This is a genomic window from Pseudoroseicyclus aestuarii, from assembly GCF_003217255.1.
Taxonomy (GTDB): domain Bacteria; phylum Pseudomonadota; class Alphaproteobacteria; order Rhodobacterales; family Rhodobacteraceae; genus Pseudoroseicyclus; species Pseudoroseicyclus aestuarii.
Genome location: NZ_QJTE01000004.1, coordinates 281,556 through 300,311, shown reverse-complemented (window position 1 = coordinate 300,311; position 18,756 = coordinate 281,556). Strand labels below are relative to the sequence as shown.

At 70.1% G+C, this 18,756-nt stretch carries 18 protein-coding genes; 6 read left to right on the top strand and 12 right to left on the bottom strand.

The window, feature by feature from the left end; genetic code table 11:
• Window positions 1-12: 12 nt before the first annotated feature.
• From DFP88_RS13285 to DFP88_RS13275, 3 genes are all read right to left on the bottom strand, one after another.
• Window positions 13-855, bottom strand: coding sequence for an outer membrane protein assembly factor BamD (locus DFP88_RS13285; RefSeq protein WP_110815174.1), 843 nt, complete (start codon window positions 853-855; stop codon window positions 13-15).
• A 183-nt stretch (window positions 856-1,038) separates the two neighbouring features.
• Window positions 1,039-1,977 carry a UDP-3-O-acyl-N-acetylglucosamine deacetylase gene (gene lpxC / locus DFP88_RS13280; protein WP_110815173.1) on the bottom strand — a complete coding sequence of 313 codons (939 nt, stop codon included), beginning with the start codon at window positions 1,975-1,977 and terminating at the stop codon, window positions 1,039-1,041.
• A 134-nt stretch (window positions 1,978-2,111) separates the two neighbouring features.
• Entirely contained in the window at window positions 2,112-3,491 is a 1,380-nt protein-coding gene (locus DFP88_RS13275; RefSeq protein WP_110815172.1) for an FAD-binding oxidoreductase, read from the bottom strand.
• A 76-nt stretch (window positions 3,492-3,567) separates the two neighbouring features.
• Between DFP88_RS13275 and DFP88_RS13270 the strand changes: the two genes are divergently transcribed.
• Window positions 3,568-5,313 (top strand): chloride channel protein, encoded by a 1,746-nt coding sequence (locus DFP88_RS13270; RefSeq protein WP_110815171.1) that lies wholly within the window; start codon window positions 3,568-3,570, stop codon window positions 5,311-5,313.
• Window positions 5,314-5,422: 109 nt separating this feature from the next.
• Here DFP88_RS13270 and DFP88_RS13265 read toward each other — a convergent pair whose 3' ends face one another.
• Genes DFP88_RS13265 through cobT form a run of 3 tightly spaced genes read right to left on the bottom strand, consistent with a single transcriptional unit; the run spans window position 5,423 to window position 9,535 of the window.
• Window positions 5,423-5,764, bottom strand: a complete 342-nt coding sequence (locus DFP88_RS13265; protein ID WP_110815170.1) for a DUF427 domain-containing protein — start codon at window positions 5,762-5,764, stop codon at window positions 5,423-5,425.
• Window positions 5,765-5,819: 55 nt separating this feature from the next.
• Window positions 5,820-7,619 carry an aminopeptidase P family protein gene (locus DFP88_RS13260; protein WP_110815169.1) on the bottom strand — a complete coding sequence of 600 codons (1,800 nt, stop codon included), beginning with the start codon at window positions 7,617-7,619 and terminating at the stop codon, window positions 5,820-5,822.
• 20 nt (window positions 7,620-7,639) lie between these two features.
• Window positions 7,640-9,535 (bottom strand): cobaltochelatase subunit CobT, encoded by a 1,896-nt coding sequence (gene cobT, locus DFP88_RS13255; RefSeq protein ID WP_110815168.1) that lies wholly within the window; start codon window positions 9,533-9,535, stop codon window positions 7,640-7,642.
• A 160-nt stretch (window positions 9,536-9,695) separates the two neighbouring features.
• Between cobT and DFP88_RS13250 the strand changes: the two genes are divergently transcribed.
• Complete coding sequence (locus DFP88_RS13250) at window positions 9,696-10,280, top strand: NADPH-dependent FMN reductase (RefSeq protein ID WP_110815167.1); 585 nt, start codon at window positions 9,696-9,698, stop codon at window positions 10,278-10,280.
• A 32-nt stretch (window positions 10,281-10,312) separates the two neighbouring features.
• Here the strand turns inward: DFP88_RS13250 and DFP88_RS13245 are convergent, their stop codons facing one another.
• The gene (locus DFP88_RS13245) at window positions 10,313-10,660 is read right to left on the bottom strand and encodes a hypothetical protein (protein ID WP_110815166.1); all 348 of its coding nucleotides are present in this window, start codon (window positions 10,658-10,660) and stop codon (window positions 10,313-10,315) included.
• Window positions 10,661-10,679: 19 nt separating this feature from the next.
• A complete protein-coding gene (cobS, locus tag DFP88_RS13240; protein ID WP_110815165.1) occupies window positions 10,680-11,666 on the bottom strand; it encodes a cobaltochelatase subunit CobS in 987 nt (328 codons plus the stop codon).
• A gap of 219 nt (window positions 11,667-11,885) precedes the next feature.
• Between cobS and DFP88_RS13235 the strand changes: the two genes are divergently transcribed.
• A complete protein-coding gene (locus tag DFP88_RS13235) occupies window positions 11,886-12,440 on the top strand; it encodes a sigma-70 family RNA polymerase sigma factor (RefSeq protein ID WP_110815164.1) in 555 nt (184 codons plus the stop codon).
• A complete protein-coding gene (locus DFP88_RS13230) occupies window positions 12,437-13,141 on the top strand; it encodes an anti-sigma factor (protein ID WP_181418643.1) in 705 nt (234 codons plus the stop codon). Before DFP88_RS13235 ends, DFP88_RS13230 begins: the two co-directional genes overlap by 4 nt.
• Here DFP88_RS13230 and DFP88_RS13225 read toward each other — a convergent pair.
• The 4 genes from DFP88_RS13225 to gatB form a co-directional block, all read right to left on the bottom strand.
• Window positions 13,138-13,881: a hypothetical protein gene (locus DFP88_RS13225; RefSeq protein WP_110815162.1), complete on the bottom strand. Its 744-nt coding sequence runs from the start codon at window positions 13,879-13,881 to the stop codon at window positions 13,138-13,140. The two genes, DFP88_RS13230 and DFP88_RS13225, sit on opposite strands and share 4 nt — an antisense overlap.
• Window positions 13,882-14,077: 196 nt before the next feature.
• Window positions 14,078-14,710: a J domain-containing protein gene (locus DFP88_RS13220; protein WP_110815161.1), complete on the bottom strand. Its 633-nt coding sequence runs from the start codon at window positions 14,708-14,710 to the stop codon at window positions 14,078-14,080.
• Between the two features lie 100 nt (window positions 14,711-14,810).
• Window positions 14,811-15,299: a DUF4177 domain-containing protein gene (locus DFP88_RS17235; protein WP_220032336.1), complete on the bottom strand. Its 489-nt coding sequence runs from the start codon at window positions 15,297-15,299 to the stop codon at window positions 14,811-14,813.
• A gap of 118 nt (window positions 15,300-15,417) precedes the next feature.
• Window positions 15,418-16,941 (bottom strand): Asp-tRNA(Asn)/Glu-tRNA(Gln) amidotransferase subunit GatB, encoded by a 1,524-nt coding sequence (gatB, locus tag DFP88_RS13210; RefSeq protein ID WP_110815254.1) that lies wholly within the window; start codon window positions 16,939-16,941, stop codon window positions 15,418-15,420.
• Between the two features lie 218 nt (window positions 16,942-17,159).
• Here gatB and DFP88_RS13205 point away from each other — a divergent pair, with 218 nt between their 5' ends.
• A complete protein-coding gene (locus tag DFP88_RS13205; protein ID WP_110815160.1) occupies window positions 17,160-17,804 on the top strand; it encodes a transglycosylase SLT domain-containing protein in 645 nt (214 codons plus the stop codon).
• Window positions 17,805-17,863: 59 nt separating this feature from the next.
• The gene (locus DFP88_RS13200) at window positions 17,864-18,724 is read left to right on the top strand and encodes a transglycosylase SLT domain-containing protein (protein WP_110815159.1); all 861 of its coding nucleotides are present in this window, start codon (window positions 17,864-17,866) and stop codon (window positions 18,722-18,724) included.
• Window positions 18,725-18,756 lie beyond the last annotated feature (32 nt).

The window sequence follows — 18,756 nt, the reverse complement described above, 5'->3', positions numbered from 1 at the left end:
TCGGGCGCCGCCTCAAATCCACTCGCCCCGGACCACCTGCCGGTAGATCGAGGCAAGCCAGTTGTCGCCCGAGACCTCGGCCCGCAGGCCCTGGCCCGTCAGCAGGGCGTAGCTGTCCTCGTACCACTCGGTCGAGCGGTAGTTGAAGCCGAGGATCGCGCCAGCGGTCGAGGCCTCGTCCGTCAGACCGAGCGAGAGGTAGCTTTCGACCAGCCGGTGCAGCGCCTCTGGCGTGTGACTGGTGGTCTGGAAATCCTCGACCACTGTGCGGAAGCGGTTCACCGCGGCGGCGTAATGGCCCCGGCGCAGGTAGTAGCGCCCGATCTCCATCTCCTTGGCGGCGAGGTGATCGAAGGCGAGGTCGAACTTCAGCGTGGCCGATTGCGCGTAATCCGTGTCGGGATACTGCTCGATCACCACCCGCAGCGCCTGTAGCGCCTGGAAGGTCAGGCCCTGATCGCGGCCGACGTCGTCGATCTGGTCGTAGTAGGACAGCGCCAGCAGGTACTGCGCATAGGCGGCATCCTCGTCGGCAGGGTAGAAGTCGACGTAGCGCTGCGCGGCGGCACGGCTGTTCTCGTAGTCGCGGTCGCGGTGATAGGCGAAGGCCTGCATGATCAGGCCGCGCTTGGCCCAGTCGGAATAGGGGTAAAGCCGCTCGATCTCGCCGAAGTAGAGGGCGGCGTCGTCGGGCTGGTTCCGCTCAAGCTCGTATTCGCCGCGCTGGTAGATCTCTTCGGCGGAATAGCCGTCGAGCGCGCCCGGCGAAAGATCGGTGTCCGGCCCGCAGGCCGCGAGGCCCAGCATGAGGATAAACCCGCCGGCCCCCAGCGTCCGCCGCAACCCGGAGCCCATTTGCCGCCCTGTCGTCCGCACGTCGCCTGCCACCCGATTCCTTCGCCGCCTCGGATCCTGCGACCCCTGGGCTGTTCTAAGGGCTGCCGCCCCGATTGGCCGCGGGTCTAGCATGGAAGATCGGGAGGCAAAATGCCTTTTGCCGGGACCGGCGGGGGCCGGCCCAGCAGCGCCGCGCCTGTCTCAGGCGACGGCGGCCAGATCCTCTTGCCGCAGGTCCGCGCCCGGCAGGTGCCGCGCGAGGCCCGCGTCGATGGGCCGCAGGCGCCAGTTGCCGGCCTCTGCGAAAAGCGCGCGCAGCAGGGCGTTGGTCAGCGCATGGCCCGCACGGTGGCCGCTGTAGTGCCCAAGGATCGGCGCGCCGGCGGTGGCCATGTCGCCCACCGAATCGAGCATCTTGTGCCGCACGGCCTCGTCCTTGTGGCGCAGCCCGCCGGGCGTCAGCACCGTTGCGCCGTCGACGACGACCGCGTTGTTGACAGTCCCGCCAAGCGCGAGGCCGTTCTTCTGCATCGCCGTCACGTCCTGCAGTCGGCAGAAGGTGCGGCTGTCGCAAAGCTCGCGCAGGAAGGCGCCGTTCGCCATGTCGATCTGGCGGATCTGGCGGCCGATGGCGGCATCGGCGAAGTCGATCTCGAAGTCGATGGTCAGGCCGGGCTTGCGCGCCGGCTCGAGACGGGCCGTCGCCTCGCCCTGCGTGACGCTGACGGGGCGCAGCACCTCGATCGCCATTAGCGGCGCATCCAGCACCGCGAGGCCGGCCGAGAGGATGCCGCGCGCAAAGAGGGCGGCGCTGCCATCGAGGATCGGCACTTCGGGTCCGTCGATCTCGACCAGCACGTTATGCACGCCGCAGCCCGAGAGTGCGGCCATCAGATGCTCGATGGTCGAGACGCTGACGCCCTCGGCATTCTCGATCCGCGTGTTCAGCGGCGAGACGATGACACGGTCCCAGAGCGCCGGGATCAGCGGATCGGCGGCACCGTCGATCCGGGCGAAGTCGCTGCGCCGGAAGACGATGCCGTGATCGGCGGGCGCGGGATGCAGGGTCACGCGAGCGGGGCGGCCACTGTGCAGCCCGGTGCCGGCAAAGCTCGTCTTTTGCGAAAGAGTCGTCTGCACGGTGAGACCTCGAACGTTTATTAACTGTTACAGTTTGAGGTAGTGGCGCCTTGCTCGAGTCACAATTCACTCTTTGCGACAGCATGTAACAGTGCCTGTGCGGGCGGAAACAGCCCGGCCTGCCGGGGCGGGGCCTAGGCCTCCGGCTGCCGCAGCAGCTTGCCGGGGTTCAGGATGCCCTTGGGATCGAGCGCCTGCTTGAGCAGGCCCATCACCTCCCACCCCTCGCCAAGTTCGGCCTCCATGTAGCCCAGCTTGCCAAGGCCGACGCCATGCTCCCCCGTCACCGTGCCGCCCAGCCTCAGGGCGCGGTCGGCCATGCGGTGCGCCAGCGCCTTGGCCTCGGCGACATCCTCCTCCTGGCCGTCGCGGAGCAGCAGGATGGCGTGGAAGTTGCCGTCGCCGACATGCCCCAGGATCGGCCCCTCGATGCCGCTGGCCTCGATATCGGCCTGCGTCTCGCGCACCGCCTCGGCCAGGCGCGAGATCGGGACCGTGACATCGGTGATCAGCGCCTGTGTGCCGGGGCGGCTGGCGAGAATCGACCAGTAGGCGCGATGCCGCATCTCCCACAGGCGGCTGCGGTCCTCGGCCTTGTCGGACCATTGGAAGCCCTCGCCGCCATGCTCCTCGGCGACCGCGCCGAAAAGCTCTGCCTGCTCGGCGACGGCGGTGGGAGAGCCGTGGAATTCCACCAGAAGATGCGGGTGCAGCGGCATGCCGGCATCGTGCTGGCTGTTGAAAGCCTCGACGGTGGCGGCATCGACGAATTCGATCCGCGCCATGGGCACGCCGCACTGGATCACCTCCATCACGGCATCGACCGCGCCCTCGATGGTCTCGAAGGCAACCTTCGCGGCCGAGACGGCCTCGGGCTGGCCGCGCAGGCGCAGCGTCAGCTCGGTGATCAGGCCCAGCGTCCCCTCGGAACCGACCATCAGCGCCGTCAGGTCGTAGCCGGCGGAGGTCTTGCGCGCGCGGCTGCCGGTGCGGATCACCCGCCCGTCGGCCAGCACCACCTCGAGCGCGAGGACCGCGTCGCGCATCGTGCCGTAGCGCACCGCCGTGGTGCCACTGGCCCGCGTTGCCGCCATCCCGCCGAGCGAGGCATCGGCGCCGGGATCGACGGGAAAGAACAGGCCAGTGGCGCGCAGTTCCTCGTTCAGGCGGGTGCGGGTGACGCCGGGCTGCACGCGCACGTCCATATCCTCGGCGTTGATCTGCAGCACCCTGTCCATGCGCGAGAAGTCGATGCAGACCCCGCCCCTGGCCGCAAGCGCATGGCCTTCCAGAGAGGTGCCGGCCCCCCAGCCGACCAGCGGGACGCCATGCGCATGGGCGATGCGGGCGAGGCCCGCGACCTCTTCCGTGGTCTTAGGGTAGGCCACGGCATCGGGCGGCATGGGGGCGAACCAGCTTTCGGACTGGCCATGCGCATCGCGGTCCGGGGTTGATCGGGACAGCCGATCCCCTAGAAGCTGGGCCATCGCATCGAGCGCCGCATCCATGGTCATTCTCGTCTCTCCTGCCGTGCCGGCGCAGGGTAGGGATCGAGCGGGCAAAGGAAAAGGGCGCTGAAAGGGGAGGCGGATGACGAAAGGCGGCGCCGCATCGGCAGGCCCGGGACAGGAAGTACCACCGTCACAGCCGGCGGCGAAAGCCGGGCGCCGCGCGGTCACGGCCCGGGCGCTGCGCGGCCGCTGGGGCGAGGCCTGGGGCCTGATCCGCCGCCGCGGCCCGACGGCGCTGCAGTTCTGGTTCATCGCCCTCTTTCTCGGCTGCGCGGCGGGCCTTGGCGCAATCGCCTTTCGTCTGAGCGTCGGCCTGCTGCAGGAGCGGATCTACGGCACCGACGATCCGGCGCATCTGCACAGCTTTGCCGCCTCTCTGCCCTGGTACTGGCTGGTGGCGATCCCGGCGCTTGGCGGGCTGACCGTCGGGCTGCTTCTCGACCGCTTCACCGAGGACGGGCGCGTCCGCTCTGTCGCCGACGTGATCGAGGGGGCGGCCCTGACCGAGGGGCGGGTGCAGAAGCGGCGGGGGCTGATCTCGACGCTGGCGAGCATGATCACCCTCTCGACCGGCGGCTCGACGGGGCGCGAGGGGCCGGTGGTGCACCTGTCGAGCGTGCTGGCGACCTATGCCTCGGGCCTGATGCGGGCCGACGGGCGCACCGGGCGCGACATGCTGGGCTGCGCCGTCGCCGCCGGCGTCTCGGCCAGCTTCAATGCGCCCATTGCCGGGGCGCTCTTCGCGCTGGAGGTGGTGCTGCGGCATTTCGCGGTCCATGCCTTCGCCCCCATCGTCATCGCGAGCGCCGCCGCCACGGTCCTGGCCCGCAGCGTCTTCGGCGACGTGACCGAATTCGTGCTGCCGGTGAAGGGGCAGCTCGGTTTCTACCAGGAGCTTCCGGCCTTCGTGCTGCTGGGGCTGGTCTGCGGCTGCGTCGCGGTGGCGCTGATGCGCGCGATCTTCTTGGCCGAGGACATGGCCGCGCGCGCGCAGGCGCGCAGCGGCCTGCCGCGCTGGGCCCGGCCCGCCCTCTCGGGGGTGATGCTGGGCGGGATCGCAGTATGGTTCCCGCATATCATCGGCGTCGGCTACGAGACGACCTCGCGCGCGCTGGTGGGTGAGCTGGCGCTGGGGACGGCGGTGATCTTCGCCGCGGTCAAGGTGCTGGCGACGGCGATCACCCTCGGCGGGCGCATGGGGGGCGGCGTTTTCTCGCCCTCGCTCATGGTGGGGGCGCTGACGGGGCTGGCCTTCGGCACCGTGGCGACCTCGCTGTTTCCCGAGGCCTCGGGCGAGGGGACGCTCTACGCGCTGGCCGGGATGGGAGCGGTGGCGGCAGCGGTGCTGGGGGCGCCGATCTCGACCACGCTGATCGTCTTCGAGCTGACGGGTGACTGGCAGACCGGGCTGGCTGTCATGGTCGCGGTCTCGATCTCGACGGCGCTGGCCTCGCGCATCGTGGATCGCAGCTATTTTCTGACCCAGCTCGAGCGGCGCGGGGTGCATCTTGCCGCCGGCCCGCAGGCCTGGCTTTTGTGCACGCTGCGGGTCGAAAGCGTCATGCGCGCCGCCGGCGCGCCGCGCGCCGCCCCCGAGGAGGAGGCCATGGCGCGGGTGCGCGAGGGGCTGTTCCTGGAGAGCGACGCGACGCTGGAGCAGGCGATGCCGCTGTTCGAGAAGACCGCCGCCCCCTGGATCCCCGTCGTCAGCTTCGGCGAGACGGCCGATGCGCCGCCGCAGCTTTGGGGCACGCTGTTCCAGGTCGATGCGCTGCGGGCGATGAACCGCGCGCTGGCGCGGCAGGCGGCGGAGGAGCATTCCTGACGCGGCGCCTTTGCGGCATGCGGGGGAGGGGGGCTGTCTGCCCCCCTCGCGGGCCGGTGGCCCGCTTCACCCCCCGAGGATATTTGCAAAGAGAAGAAGGGGCGCGCGCTCAGATCGCTTCGACCGCGACCTTGCTGCGGTCGAAGGCGAGGTGGCCGGCGATCTGGCGCACCGCCTCCTTCGGGTCCTCGTAGGACCAGGCGGCGTCCTTGATCGCGCCGGTCTGCGCGATGATCGAGAAGTAGCGCGCCTCGCCCTTGAAGGGGCAGGTGGTGCGGGTCTCCGAGGCATCGAGGAAGGCCATCGCGATATCCTCGCGCGGGAAATAGATCACCGGCTCGTGCCCCTCTTCGAGAAGTTCGAGCACGGTCGTGCTCTCGCCCAGAACGGCGCCGTCGGCGCGGACGACCCAGCTGCGGCCCGAGGGCCGGATGGTGATGCGATCCGTCATGTCATGTTTCCTTCTCCGGGCACGCGGCCCGGTCTTGCCCCAAGGGACCCTTCCGTCAGAGCGGCGCGCAGGCCGCCTTCAGCCAATCCCCGACCGGACCGCTGACGCGCGGGCCGATCAGCCGGAGTGTATCGGCGTGGTAGCGATCGATCCAGTCCCGTTCCGCTTGTGTCAGCCGATCCGCGAGGATCAGGCGCCGGTCGAGCGGCACCCAGGTCAGCGTCTCGAAGGAGAGCATCGGCCTGTCGTCGGCCCCGGGCAGATCGGGCGCCGGGGTCACCGCCAGCAGGTTCTCGATCCTGATGCCGTAGGCGCCCTCCTTGTAGTAGCCGGGCTCGTTCGAGATCACCATGCCGGCGGCCAGGGGCTCGGTATTGCGGCGGGACAGGCCGGCGGGGCCTTCGTGCACCGATAGATAGGCACCGACGCCGTGCCCGGTGCCATGGTCGTAATCCAGACCCTCGGCCCAGAGCGGGGCGCGGGCCAGCGCGTCGAGATCGCGCCCGGCGAGCCCCTTGGGGAAGCGGGCGCGGCTGATCGCGATCATGCCGCGCAGCACCAGGGTATAACGCTGTGCCTCTTCCGCGCCGGCCTCGCCCACGGCGATGGTGCGGGTGATGTCGGTGGTGCCGTCGTCGTACTGACCGCCGCTGTCCACGAGCAGCAGATCGCCCGGCGTCACGGCGCGATCCGTCTCTTCGGTCACGCGGTAATGCACCACGGCGCCATGCGGACCGGCGCCCGAGATGGTCTCGAAGCTGATGTCGCGCAGCGCATTCGTCTCGCGCCGGAAGCCTTCGAGGGCCTGGGCCACGGCGATCTCGGTCAGGGCTCCCTTCGGCGCCTCTTCGTCGAGCCAGGCGAGGAAGCTGCAGACCGCGGCGCCGTCGCGCAGATGCGCCTCGCGCATGCCGGCAAGCTCTGTCTCGTTCTTCTGCGCCTTGGGCAGGACGACCGGATCAGGCGCCTCGGCGATCTCGATCTCCCAGCCCTTGAGGGTGGAGACGACGATCTCGGGGATCGACTTGGGATCGACGCGGACCGGCCCCGGCAGCTGGCCGAGGGCGCCGAGGAAGGCCTCTTCGTCGAGCACGGTCACGTCGGGGCCGAGGTGATCGGCGAGGGCCTCGGCCTTGCCGGGGCGGCAGAAAAGCTCTGCCCGCCCGTCGTCGTAGAGCACCGCGAAGCTGAGCGGGACGGGGGTGCGCGCGATATCGGCGCCGCGGATGTTCAGCAGCCAAGCGATGGAATCGGGCAGGCTGAGGACCGTGCTGCGGTGGCCGGCCTCGGCCAGGGTCCGCGCGATGCGGGCGCGCTTGTCGGCGTGGCTTTCGCCGGCGACCTCAAGCGGGTGGGGGTAGAAGGGCGCATCGGAGCGGGCGGGACGATCGGTCCAGATGCCGTCGATCAGGTTCTCGAGCGGGATCAGGCCGAACCCCTTCGGCTCGAGCGCGGCGCGCAGCTCGGCTAGCTCGGCCGGGGTGTGCAGCCAGGGGTCGAAGCCGAGGCGCCCGCCCGAGGGCAGCGCCTCGGCCAGCCACTCGGCGAGGCCGGTCTCGGGCCAGGGCACCGGGGTGAAGACATCGGCGACCTGGCTTTTCACCTGCACCCTGTAGCGCCCGTCGATGAAGACGCCCGCGGCGCCTTGCGTGATCGCTGCGAAGCCGGCGGAGCCGGTGAAGCCCGTGAGCCAGGCCAGACGCTCCTCTCCCTCGGGGACGTTCTCGCCGCGGTGGGCATCGGCGCGCGGCACGAGCCAGGCATCGACGCCGGCCTCCCGCATCGCGGCGCGCAGGGCATCGAGGCGCGGCGGCCCCTGTTCGGGGCGGGCGCTGGCGGTGAATGTCTGGAACATGGGGTCTTTCCTTCTGCGCCTCAGGCGGCGCGGGTCTTGCGGCCGACGCGGTTCATGCCGAGCACCCGCGCGCGCTTGCGCGGGTCGCGGTCGAACAGGCCGGCAAGCTGCTCGGTCATCGCGCCGGCCAGCTGTTCGACATCGGTGATCGTCACCGCGTGCTGGTAGTAGCGCGTCACGTCATGGCCGATGCCGATGGCGATCAGCTCGACCGCGCGGCGGCGTTCGACCATGGCAATCACGTCGCGCAAGTGCTTCTCGAGGTAGTTCGCCGGGTTGGTCGAGAGGGTGGAATCATCGACCGGCGCGCCGTCCGAGATCACCATCAGGATCTTGCGCTGCTCGGGGCGGGCCTGCATCCGGCGGTGCGCCCATTCCAGCGCCTCGCCGTCGATGTTCTCCTTCAGCAGGCCCTCCTTCATCATCAGCCCGAGGTTGGGCCGGGTCCGGCGCCAGGGCGCATCGGCGGATTTGTAGACGATGTGGCGCAGGTCGTTCAGGCGGCCGGGGCCGGCGGGGCGGCCATCGGCCAGCCAGTTCTCGCGGCTCTGCCCGCCCTTCCAGGCGCGGGTGGTGAAGCCGAGGATCTCGACCTTGACGTCGCAGCGTTCGAGCGTGCGGGCGAGCACGTCGGCGCAGATCGCCGCGATCGAGATCGGCCGCCCCCGCATCGAGCCGGAGTTGTCGAGCAGCAGCGTCACGACGGTGTCGCGGAACTCGGTGTCCTTCTCGACCTTGAAGCTGAGCGGCGTCGTGGGATTCGCCACCACGCGGGCCAGCCGCCCGGCGTCGAGCACGCCCTCTTCCAGATCAAACTCCCAGCTGCGGTTCTGCTTGGCCTGCAGACGGCGCTGCAGCTTGTTGGCCAGCCTCCCGACGGCGGCCTTCAGCGGCTCGAGCTGCTGGTCGAGGTAGGCGCGCAGACGCTCCAACTCCGCCGGCTCGGCAAGATCGGCGGCGCCGATCTCCTCGTCGTGGGTGTCGTCGTAGACACTGTAGTTCGGATCGGCCTCCGAGACCGGCTGCGGCTGCGGCGGCTCCTGCGGGGCCTCGCCCTCGGGGCTGTCGCTTTCCTCGGACATCTCGCTGTCGGGCTCGTCGTCCATCGAGACCTGGGCCTGGCTGTCGTCCTGCTGCTGCTCCTGGCTGCGGTCGGGGGCGGCCTCGTCCTCGGCCTCCTGATCCTCGTCCTCGCCGGTGCTGTCGGGCTCCTGCTCCTCCTCGTCGCCCTCCTCGGCCTGGCTCTCGTCCTCGGGGTCTTCCATGTCCGGATCGTCGCCCAGCTGGTCGCCGTAGCCGAGGTCCCGGATCAGGTCCCGGGCGAAGCGGGCGAAGCTGCGCTGATCCTCCAGCGCCTCTTCGAGGCCGCCGAGGCGGTCCGCAGCCTGGCTCTCGATGAAGTCGCGCCACAGCTCCATGACGTTGCCCGCGCCTTCGGGCAGCGGGCGGCCGGTGGCGAGGTGGCGGATCAGGTAGCCGGCGGCGACGGACAGCGGCGCATCGGCGCGGTCGCGGATCTGGGCATAGCCCTTGCGCTCGGCCTCGTGGCCGATGCGGGCGTCGATGTTCTTAGCGGTGCCGGGCATGTGGCGCGCGCCCACGGCCTCGACCCTCGCGCCCTCCATCGCCTCGTAAAGCTCGCGCGCGACGCCGCCGGGCGGCATGTAGCGCGCCGCGATGGCGGCATCGTGGTAGCGGTGACGCAGCGCCAGCGAATCGGCGGTGCCGCGGGCCAGCAGCACCTCTTCCTCGGTCATCCGGCGGCTGACCTGCGGCAGGCGCAGCGCCTCGCCGCTTTGGCCCGGCGGGTCGACGGAATAGCTGACCGTCAGATCGCCGTCGCCGGCGATGACCTTGGTCGCCTCGGCGAGGGCCTTCTTGAAGGGATCGGCAGGATTGTCTGAGGAATGCGCCATGGGCGGCACCTAACCATTGTGGCCGGGGCGCGGCAAGATGCGCCGGCTTCGTGCGGCAGGGGTCAGGGGCTGTGCGCCGGTGCAGGGCCGGCCCAGCTTGCGCGCCGCCGGTGGATCGCCAAAGCAGAGAGCGCAGTCATTCCTCCTGAAAGGACAGATCATGGCCGAAACCCCGCGCATCGCCCTTATCGTCGGCTCCACCCGCGACAGCCGCTTCGCCGAGAAGCCCGTCGCATGGCTGAAGGGCGTCGCCGCAGAGCGCGACGACCTCACGCTCGATATTCTGGATATCCGCGATTTCGACCTGCCCTTCTTCAACGAGCCCGCCTCGCAGCTGTGGATGCCCAGCAGCGACGCCAATGCCGTGCGCTGGCAGGAGGCGCTGGAGCCCTACGACGGCTTCGTCTTCCAGGTGGCCGAGTACAACCACTCGATCACCGGCGCGCTGAAGAACGCGCTGGATCAAGCCTATACCCCCTGGGTCCGCAAGCCGATGACGGCGCTGGCCTATGGCGGCAACGGCGGCGCCCGCGCGGTCGAGCACCTGCGCACCATCGCCTCCGAGCTGCAGATGGCGCCGATCCGCTTCGCCACCCACATCGGCGGCGGCGAATTCATGAAGGTGCACCCGCTGGGCGAGAATGCCGAGATGAGCGCGATCGACGCGGTGCTGCGCCCCTCGGCCACCGCGATGTTCGACGATCTGGTCTGGTGGGCCAATGCGCTGAAAGCCGCGCGCGGCTGAGGCGGGGAAGGGCGCGCCCTGCGCGCCCTTCGTCACATCCGGATGCCGCGCGTCTCGGGCAGCTCGGCGGCGAGGCTGCTGCAGGCCTGCGCGAGCCTGTTGAACAGGTCGCGGCTCTGCCGGTCGTTGTTTTCGATATAGGCCCGGATCAGGGCCAGCATCGCATCGCGCCGCGCCTGCGTGGGGCCGGCCCCCTCGATCCGCTGCGCCGCCTGCCCGAAGCCTTCGGCGAGGCGGGCGATGTCGCTGCCGCCCATGCGGCGGGCATAGGCGCTCCAGAAGGCGGCGCAATCGGCGGCGGAATAGGCGCCCATGGCCCCCTGCGCCGCTGCCGGAAGCGGCAGGGCCAGCGCAAGCGACAGGATCAGCGCGCCCCGCATCCTCAGCCCGCCGCGACCGTCATCCGCGGGCCGCCGAGACGGCGCTTTCGGGCAGCTCCTCGTCGAAGCAGCGCTGGTAGAACTCTGCCACCGTCTGACGCTCGAGCTCGTCGCACTTGTTCAGGAACGACAGGCGGAAGGCATAGCCCACGTTGCGGAAGATCTCGGCATTGGTGGCCCAGTTGATGACCGTGCGCGGGCTCATCACCGTGGACAGGTCGCCGTTCATGAAGGCGGTGCGCGTCAGGTCGGCGACGGTGACCATCTGGCTGACGATCTTGCGCCCCTCGGCCGAGTTGTAATGCGGCGCCTTCGACAGGACGATCGCGGCCTCGGCGTCGTGGCTGAGGTAGTTCAGCGTCGCCACGAGGGACCAGCGGTCCATCTGCGCCTGGTTGATCTGCTGGACGCCGTGATAGAGGCCCGTCGTGTCGCCAAGGCCGACGGTGTTGGCCGTGGCGAAGAGGCGGAAGTTCGGATGCGGCGTCAGGACCTGGTTCTGGTCCATCAGCGTCAGCTTGCCGTCCGTCTCCAGCACGCGCTGGATCACGAACATCACGTCGGCGCGGCCGGCATCGTATTCGTCGAAGACGATGGCGCAGGGGTGCCGCAGCGCCCAGGGCAGGATGCCTTCCGCGAATTCGGTGACCTGCTTGCCGTCCTTCAGCTTGATCGCATCCTTGCCGATCAGGTCGATCCGGCTGATGTGGCTGTCGAGGTTCACGCGCACGCAGGGCCAGTTCAGCCGCGCGGCGACCTGTTCGATATGGGTGGACTTGCCGGTGCCGTGGTAGCCCTGGATCATCACACGCCTGTTGTAGGCGAAGCCCGCGAGGATCGCGAAGGTGGTGTCGGGGTCGAACTTGTAGGTCGGGTCGATCTCGGGCACCCGCTCCGTGCGCTCGGCAAAGCCCTTCACGCGCATGTCGGTGTCGAGGCCGAAGACCTCGCGCACGTCGATCTCTTCCGTCGGCCGTGCCGCGATGTCGATGCTGCCGTCCGCCATGCCGGACCTCCCGCGCCTGATCTGGATATCGGGCACAGCAATGGAGCATATGCCATCCGGGTTCAAGAGAGGGGCGGGACCGGCGCCCTGAAGCAGGCCGCAGGTTGACCCGGGGTCGCACGATGCCTCGTGCCGTTGCAATTCGCTGCCGCGGGCAGCATCCTTCGCCCTTGACGGCAGGGCAAGAGCCTTGCCCTCGGGCCCCTGAGCGGAGACGGGATGACCGATCGAGACGAGCTTGAGCGCATCATCGCGCGGGTGGCGCTGCAGGACCGCAAGGCCTTCGGTCAGCTTTACGAGCGGACCCAGGCGAAACTGTTCGGGATCTGCCTGCGTATCTTGAGAAGCAGGGCAGAGGCGGAAGACGCCCTGCAGGAAGTCTACGTTCGGGTCTGGCATAACGCGGACCGGTATCAGGTGCTGGGGCTCAGCCCGATGACCTGGCTGATCACCATCGCGCGCAACCATGCGATCGATCTGCTGCGCCGCCGCCGCGTGGCGGAGCGGAGCGGGCAGGCGCCCATCGCCGAGGCGATGGAGCAGCCCGACGCCAGCCCGGGGCCCGAGGCCCTGACCCTGGCCCGGTCGGACGGCGACTTGCTGCGCGCCTGCCTGGGCGAGCTCGAGCCGGAGCGGTCCGAGGCGGTGCAGGGCGCCTATATGTTCGGCTTCACCTATGCCGAGCTTGCGGATCGCTACGCGGTTCCGCTGAACACGATGCGGACATGGCTGCGGCGCAGCCTGCAGCGATTGAAGGAGTGCATGAGCCGATGAGCGGGGCCGGACCGGAAGACAGGGACCACGACTCCGTTCTCGCGGCAGAGCATGTGCTCGGTCTGCTCGGTGCGGAAGAGGCTGCCGAAGCGGATCGGCGCCTCCAGACCGACAGCGGCTTTCGGGCGCTGCACCGCGACTGGACGGAGCGGATGGCCGGCGTCGCCGCCGCGGTCCCCCCGGTGGAGGCGCCGCGGCGCCTTCGCCGCCGGATCCAGCAGCGGCTTTTCGGCGGTGGCGCGCGCCCGCTCTGGCGGCGGCTCGGGGTCGGGACCGCTCTCGGCGGCGCGCTGGCGGCCGCGCTCGTGGCGCTTCTGGTCTCCGAGGCCGGGCTGCTCACGCCGCAGCGCGAGGCGCTGCCGGGCCTGCGCACCGAGATCGCCTCGGCCGACGGCACCGTGCTGATCGAGGCCCGGATCGATGCCGCCGCCTCGGCGCTCGATCTCGCCATCGACGCAGAGGGGCCGCCTGCGGGCCGCGCGCACCAGCTTTGGCTGATCCCCGAGAGCGGAGAGCCGATCTCGCTCGCCGTCATCAGCGAGGTTCAGCCGGAAATCGTGCTGCCCTTCGAGCCGGACCTGCTGCCGCTGATGCCCGGCGCGACGCTCGCCATCTCGGACGAGCCCGCGGGCGGCTCGCCCACCGGCGCGCCGACGGGCGCGGTTCTGGCAAGCGGCACGCTGCCCGAAGAAGCGGGCTAAGCGCGCCGGCCCCGGTCGAGGGGGAGGAAGACCTCCTCCAGCACCGCCTCGCGCCCGGCGCGCCGCGCGCTGATGCGCGAGGCCGCGTTGCGCCCGTCGATGGTGCCGATCATCAGCCGGCTCCTGTCGGGCGCGACCTCTGCCGCCCATGCGGCCTGCGCCGCGGCGGCATAGCCACGGCCCGCATGATGTGCCGCGACAGCCTCTTCCTGCACCACGTCGCCAGTAATCCAGCGGCAGCGATCCGGCCGGATCGCGATCAGCCCTGCGGGCTCCTGCCGCCCCCGCGGCACGATGGCGCGCAGCATCCCCTCTGCGTGCCAGACCCGCAGCTCCCGCGGCGCGGCAGGCTGGATATCGGCGGCGAGTGCGGGGTCGTCCTGGGCGAGGCGCCGAAACCGCTGGCGCAGCAGCGCCTCGGCCGGCTCAGAGTCGGCGAAGGGCCGAAGCCATACGCGCCCGTCGGCGGGCGTCATCGCGTCATGGCGCGCGGCGTGGATCGTCTGATCGAGGCGCGCGTCCGGCGCGCGGATCAGCCCCGGCAGGTCCCGAAGCTGCAGGGCATGCGGCGCGAAGCCCGCCCAGGCCAAGCGCACCGCGTCCCGCAGGGTGTCGAGGTTGTCGAAATCATGCGCCACGACCTCGACGAAGGGGCGGCGGATGTCCTGCCCGAAGAACCGGATGCCGCCGATCAGGCTGCCCGAGGGGGTGCGGAGGTGGCGGTGCAGGTAGTCCTGCACCCCGATACCCGGCAGATCGATGTGATCGGAGAAGAGGCGCGCGAATGAGAGATCCTCCGTCCGCGCGACCTGCTCCGCCAGCCAGAGCGCCAGATCGCGCTCCTGCCCGAGGCGGGCGGCCAGCGCCCGCTCCCCGGCCAGAGAGGGCCAGCGCGCCGGATCGGCGAGAGGGCCGGCGGGCAGGGCGGCGAAGGCGCTAGCCCTCGTCCTTGAAGTTGCGGCTGGTCTTGAGCTGGTCCCAGGCCCAGACGACCTCGGCCAACTGCTCCTCGTGGCTGCGGTCGCCGCCGTTCATGTCCGGGTGCAGCACCTTGATCAGCGCCTTGTAGGCCTTGCGCACCTCGGTCTTGGTGGCGGTGTCCTTCAGCTCGAGGATCTCGACGGCGCGACGCTCGGTCGGGGGCAGGCGGCGCCCACCGCCATTGCGGCGGCCGGGGTTGCGCGTCGCATTTCCGCCCAGGACCTGGTGCGGATCGTCGACGCCCAGCCGGGCCCAGGCGCGCTGCTCTTCGCTGGTGAAAGGCTTCGTCGGGCGTTCCCAGACGCGGTCCTGATTGACCTTGTCGCTGAACTCGGCCTCGGTCGTGCCGTCGAAGAAGTTCCACTTCAGGTTATACTCGCGCACGTGGTCCTTGCAGAACCACCAGAAGTCATCGAGCACATCGGGGCTTTTCGGGGCGCGGTACTTGCCCGCCTCCTGGCAGCCCGGATGGTCGCAGATGCGGGTCGAGGTTTCGGAGGCGCCGGACATGCCTCGGCGGCCGCGCGGGTTCTTCTTCTTCGAGGCCGAGACCGAGATGTCGAAGCCGAAGGGGTCGGATTTTGCCATGCGCTCTGCCTCTCCTTTCGAGTCGGACGCGGTACTCTAAACCGATGAGCGTAAATCGGAAGGGGCGTGCCGAGAATTTCCAGCCGGCCCGCGCCGCACGCTAGTCATCGCGCCGCGCGGCGGGGGCCTCGGCCGGCACGGCGCTGCCCTCGGGGTCGACCTTGGGGGCCGGATGCGCGGTGGCCGGCTCGCTGCGGCGGGCCGCGGCGGCCTGGCGCTGCGCGGCCGCGAGGGCGGCGGAGGGCGGCCGCACGGAGGGCGAGGTGGTCTCGGCCTGCGGCGCGGGCGGCTCCTGACGCGGCGCGTCCAGCGCGGCGGGCGCAACCGGCGCCAGCTCGGGCCCGCGGGCCTGGGCGGCGGCATCGCGCGCGCGGCGGAAGACCAGCAGGTAGCGCGTCTCGACCGAGGCGCGCCGCAGGAGCCCGCGCCGTTCCTCGGCGGGCAGGGCCTCGGCGCGCAGGTATTCCCAGCCCAGGGCGCTCTGCTCGTTCATCGCGCTGGCCAGCGCATGGGCGAAGCGGTCCTCTCCCTTGCCGCCCCCCTTCAGCCCGCGGCTGGGGGCGGGGACGACCTTGTACTCGTAGGGCATGGGAAGCTCCGGCTGATCTCGTGCCGGCGGAGCCTAACGGTTGCGGCGCGCGGGGCCAAGGGTTCGCGCGACCGGGCGGCAGCACTCTGCCGGCACCGGGCGCGCGCCAAAGGTCCGGTCAGAGGCCCAGCTTGGCCGAGACGATCTGGTTGACCGCCGCCGGGTTCGCCTTGCCGCCCGTCGCCTTCATCACCTGGCCGACGAACCAGCCGGCCAGCTTGGGGTTCTGCTTGGCCTTCTCGACCTGCGCCGGGTTGGCGGCGATCACCTCGTCCACCGCGGTCTCGATGGCGCCGGTATCGGTGACCTGCCGCATCCCGCGCTCTTCCACGATCTGCGCCGGATCGCCGCCCTCGGTATAGACAATCTCGAACAGGTCCTTCGCGATCTTGCCCGAGATGTCGCCCTTGCCGATCAGCTCGACGATGCCGCCCAGCTGGTCCGGCGAGACCGGGCTTTCGGTGATCGCCTTGTCGCCGTCGCGCTTGAGCCGTCCGAAGAGCTCGTTGATGACCCAGTTCGCGGCGGTCTTGCCGTCGCGCTTCGTGCCGCCCGAGACCACCTGCTCGAAATAGGCGGCATTCTCGACTTCGGCGGTCAGCACACCAGCGTCGTAGTCCGACAGGCCGAAGGCCTCCATCAGGCGGGCCTTCTTGGCATCCGGCAGTTCGGGCAGGGCAGAGGCGATGTCATCGACCCAGGCCTGCTCGATCTCGAGAGGCAGCAGGTCGGGATCGGGGAAGTAGCGGTAGTCGTGCGCCTCCTCCTTGGAGCGCTGGCTGCGCGTCTCGCCTTTGTCGGGGTCGAAGCCGCGGGTCTCCTGCACGATCTGGCCGCCATCCTCGAGGATGGCGATCTGGCGCCGCGCCTCGACCTCGATCGCCGCCTGGATGAAGCGGGTCGAGTTCATGTTCTTGATCTCGCAGCGCGTGCCGAGATGCGAGAAATCGCCGCTCTCGGCGTATTTCTCGTAATCGCCGGGCCGGCAGACGCTGACGTTGACGTCGGCGCGCAGGTTGCCGTTCTGCATGTCGCCGTCGCAGGTGCCGAGGTAGCGCATGATCTGCCGCAGCTTGAGGATATAGGCCGCCGCCTCCTCGGGGCTGCGGATATCGGGCCGGCTGACGATCTCCATCAGGGCGACGCCGGCGCGGTTGAGGTCCACGAAGGACATGGTGGGATCCATGTCGTGGATCGATTTGCCGGCATCCTGCTCGAGGTGGATGCGCTCGATCCGGACGCGGCGGGCCGTGCCGTTCCCAAGCTCGACCAGCACCTCGCCCTCGCCGACGAGGGGGTGGTAGAGCTGGCTGATCTGGTAGCCGGCGGGCTGGTCCGGGTAGAAGTAGTTCTTGCGGTCGAAGGCGCTGTGCAGGTTGATCGCCGCCTTCAGCCCCAGCCCGGTGCGCACGGTCTGCGCCACGCAGCCCTCGTTGATCACCGGCAGCATCCCCGGCATGCCCGCATCGACGAAGGAAACGTTGCTGTTGGGCTCGGCGCCGAACTGGGTCGAGGCGCCGGAAAAGACCTTGGCCTTGCTGGCGACCTGGGCATGCACCTCGAGGCCGATGACAAGCTCCCAATCGCCTGTGGCGCCCTGGATGACCTTGGGGGCGGGGGCCTCGTAGCTGAGATCCAGCATCGGCGCCATCTCCTCGTCTTGCTGCACGATCTGCTTCCTAGGCGCTTGGGCAGGCGCGATCAAGCGGCGCGCGATAGGCGCCTTTCGGGCGACGGTGGGGCATTTTGCGCGAGGTTTCGCCGAAGTCGGGGTCCTCGCGCCCGCGGACTCGACTCGTTTACGTGGGATCGGCGACAGAGCGTGACGTTGTTGCCACAGAAAAAAAGACCCGCAGATCGATGCAGTTTCGCTCCTTCAGCTTCGGACCCGTCCGCCGCCTTTCCCGGCTCGCGGTCCTGCCGGTGATCGCCGTTCTTGCCGCCTGCGCTCAGACGCCGGCGCCGGAGCCCGCGCCGGTGGTGCAGGCGCTGCCTGTCATGGCCTGGGACCATCGCCCCGAAGCCGATCAATGGACCGAAACGACGCTTGCCGCGCTGGACGGCGTGGGCGCACCGCTGGTCAACCTTGTGCCCGGCGACATCGCGGCCTGGTGCCCCGGTTACACCACCGCCGCGGCCGATGAGCGGGCCGCCTTCTGGGCGGGCATGTTCTCGGCCCTGGCGCGTTACGAGAGCACCTGGAACCCCGAAGCCGTCGGCGGCGGCGGCCAGTGGTTCGGGCTGGTGCAGATCTCGCCCGCCACGGCGCGGGGCTACGGCTGCAACGCCAGCACCGGGCAGGCGCTGAAGGACGGCGCGGCCAACCTGTCCTGCGCGGTGCGCATCGCCGCCCGTACGGTCCTGCGCGACGGCGTCGTCGCCTCGGGCCGCCGCGGCCTCGCCGCCGACTGGGGCCCGTTCCACAGCTCCGCCGCCCGCAACGGCATGGCCGAGTGGGTGTCGCAACAGGATTATTGCAAGCCGGAGGCCACCACGCGCGGTTGACCGGCCATTACCGCCGCCCCGGGTGTTTTCGGGGCGGCTTTCGTAACAGAGGTTTTTCAGTGATCAGTTTCAAATTCCGGCGCCCCGGCGCCGCTGCGCGCGGCATCGCGGCCGCCGCTCTTGCCGCCGCCTGCACGTTCGGTCCGGCGCAAGCCAATGTCGAAGGGTCCCGCGCCGTTGCGGCGCCGGATGGCAGCGTCAGGGTCCATGCCGCCCTGCGTCCGCAGGCCCGCGATTTCTACATCCCCAGCACCCGCTGGGAGGACGAGCCCGAGGGCGCGGTCTGGACCCGCACCCTGATGTCGGCGCTCGAGACCAATGCACCCCGTCTGGACGACGTCGTGCCGCAGGATATCGAGACCTGGTGCCCCGCCTACAGCCGCAACACGGCGGAAATGCGGCGCGCCTTCTGGGCCGGTCTGGTTTCCGCGGTTTCCTGGTACGAAAGCCGGCATCAGCCCGAGGTCGTGGGCGGCAATGGTCTCTATTACGGCCTGATGCAGATCCTGCCCGATACCGCCCGCGCCGTCGGCTGCCGGGCGGGGCAGGGCGCCGGCCTCAAGGATCCGCTGGCCAACCTCTCCTGCACCGCGCGCATTCTCGAACTGGCGGTGCCGCGCGACGATGCCGTCGCAGTCTACGAGGGGCGCTGGCAGGGCGCGGCGCAGCAATGGGGCCCACTGACCCGCGGCTCCGTGCGCGAGGCCGTCTCGGCCTGGACGCGCGAGCAGGATTACTGCCGGCTGGATCGTCGCGCAGATGTCGCGCCCGAAGCCTCCCTCCGTCCGCAGGAGCGGCCCGCCCATCTGGCCCTCGCCGCGGCCGATGTCGTGCCGGAGATCCACGTCACCATCTCGACCATGAGCTACGCGGGCAGCGACGCCGACTTCGGCGACAGCTACAAGGTGGCGCTGGACTGAATTTGCCTGCGGGCGCCGCTAAGGCGCCCGCT

Excerpts from the sequence above, each read along its gene's own strand:
- DFP88_RS13245 (WP_110815166.1), bottom strand. The coding sequence starts at position 10,660 with ATGCGGGGCGCGCTGATCCTGTCGCTTGCGCTGGCCCTGCCGCTTCCG.
- DFP88_RS13220 (WP_110815161.1), bottom strand. The coding sequence starts at position 14,710 with ATGGCAAAATCCGACCCCTTCGGCTTCGACATCTCGGTCTCGGCCTCG.
- DFP88_RS13250 (WP_110815167.1), top strand. The coding sequence starts at position 9,696 with ATGGCCGAAACCCCGCGCATCGCCCTTATCGTCGGCTCCACCCGCGAC.
- DFP88_RS13230 (WP_181418643.1), top strand. The coding sequence starts at position 12,437 with ATGAGCGGGGCCGGACCGGAAGACAGGGACCACGACTCCGTTCTCGCG.
- cobT (WP_110815168.1), bottom strand. The coding sequence starts at position 9,535 with ATGGCGCATTCCTCAGACAATCCTGCCGATCCCTTCAAGAAGGCCCTC.
- cobS (WP_110815165.1), bottom strand. The coding sequence starts at position 11,666 with ATGGCGGACGGCAGCATCGACATCGCGGCACGGCCGACGGAAGAGATC.
- DFP88_RS13270 (WP_110815171.1), top strand. The coding sequence starts at position 3,568 with ATGACGAAAGGCGGCGCCGCATCGGCAGGCCCGGGACAGGAAGTACCA.
- DFP88_RS13275 (WP_110815172.1), bottom strand. The coding sequence starts at position 3,491 with ATGACCATGGATGCGGCGCTCGATGCGATGGCCCAGCTTCTAGGGGAT.
- DFP88_RS13260 (WP_110815169.1), bottom strand. The coding sequence starts at position 7,619 with ATGTTCCAGACATTCACCGCCAGCGCCCGCCCCGAACAGGGGCCGCCG.
- DFP88_RS13265 (WP_110815170.1), bottom strand. The coding sequence starts at position 5,764 with ATGACGGATCGCATCACCATCCGGCCCTCGGGCCGCAGCTGGGTCGTC.
- gatB (WP_110815254.1), bottom strand. The coding sequence starts at position 16,941 with ATGCTGGATCTCAGCTACGAGGCCCCCGCCCCCAAGGTCATCCAGGGC.
- DFP88_RS13205 (WP_110815160.1), top strand. The coding sequence starts at position 17,160 with ATGCAGTTTCGCTCCTTCAGCTTCGGACCCGTCCGCCGCCTTTCCCGG.
- DFP88_RS13235 (WP_110815164.1), top strand. The coding sequence starts at position 11,886 with ATGACCGATCGAGACGAGCTTGAGCGCATCATCGCGCGGGTGGCGCTG.
- DFP88_RS13285 (WP_110815174.1), bottom strand. The coding sequence starts at position 855 with ATGGGCTCCGGGTTGCGGCGGACGCTGGGGGCCGGCGGGTTTATCCTC.
- DFP88_RS17235 (WP_220032336.1), bottom strand. The coding sequence starts at position 15,299 with ATGCCCTACGAGTACAAGGTCGTCCCCGCCCCCAGCCGCGGGCTGAAG.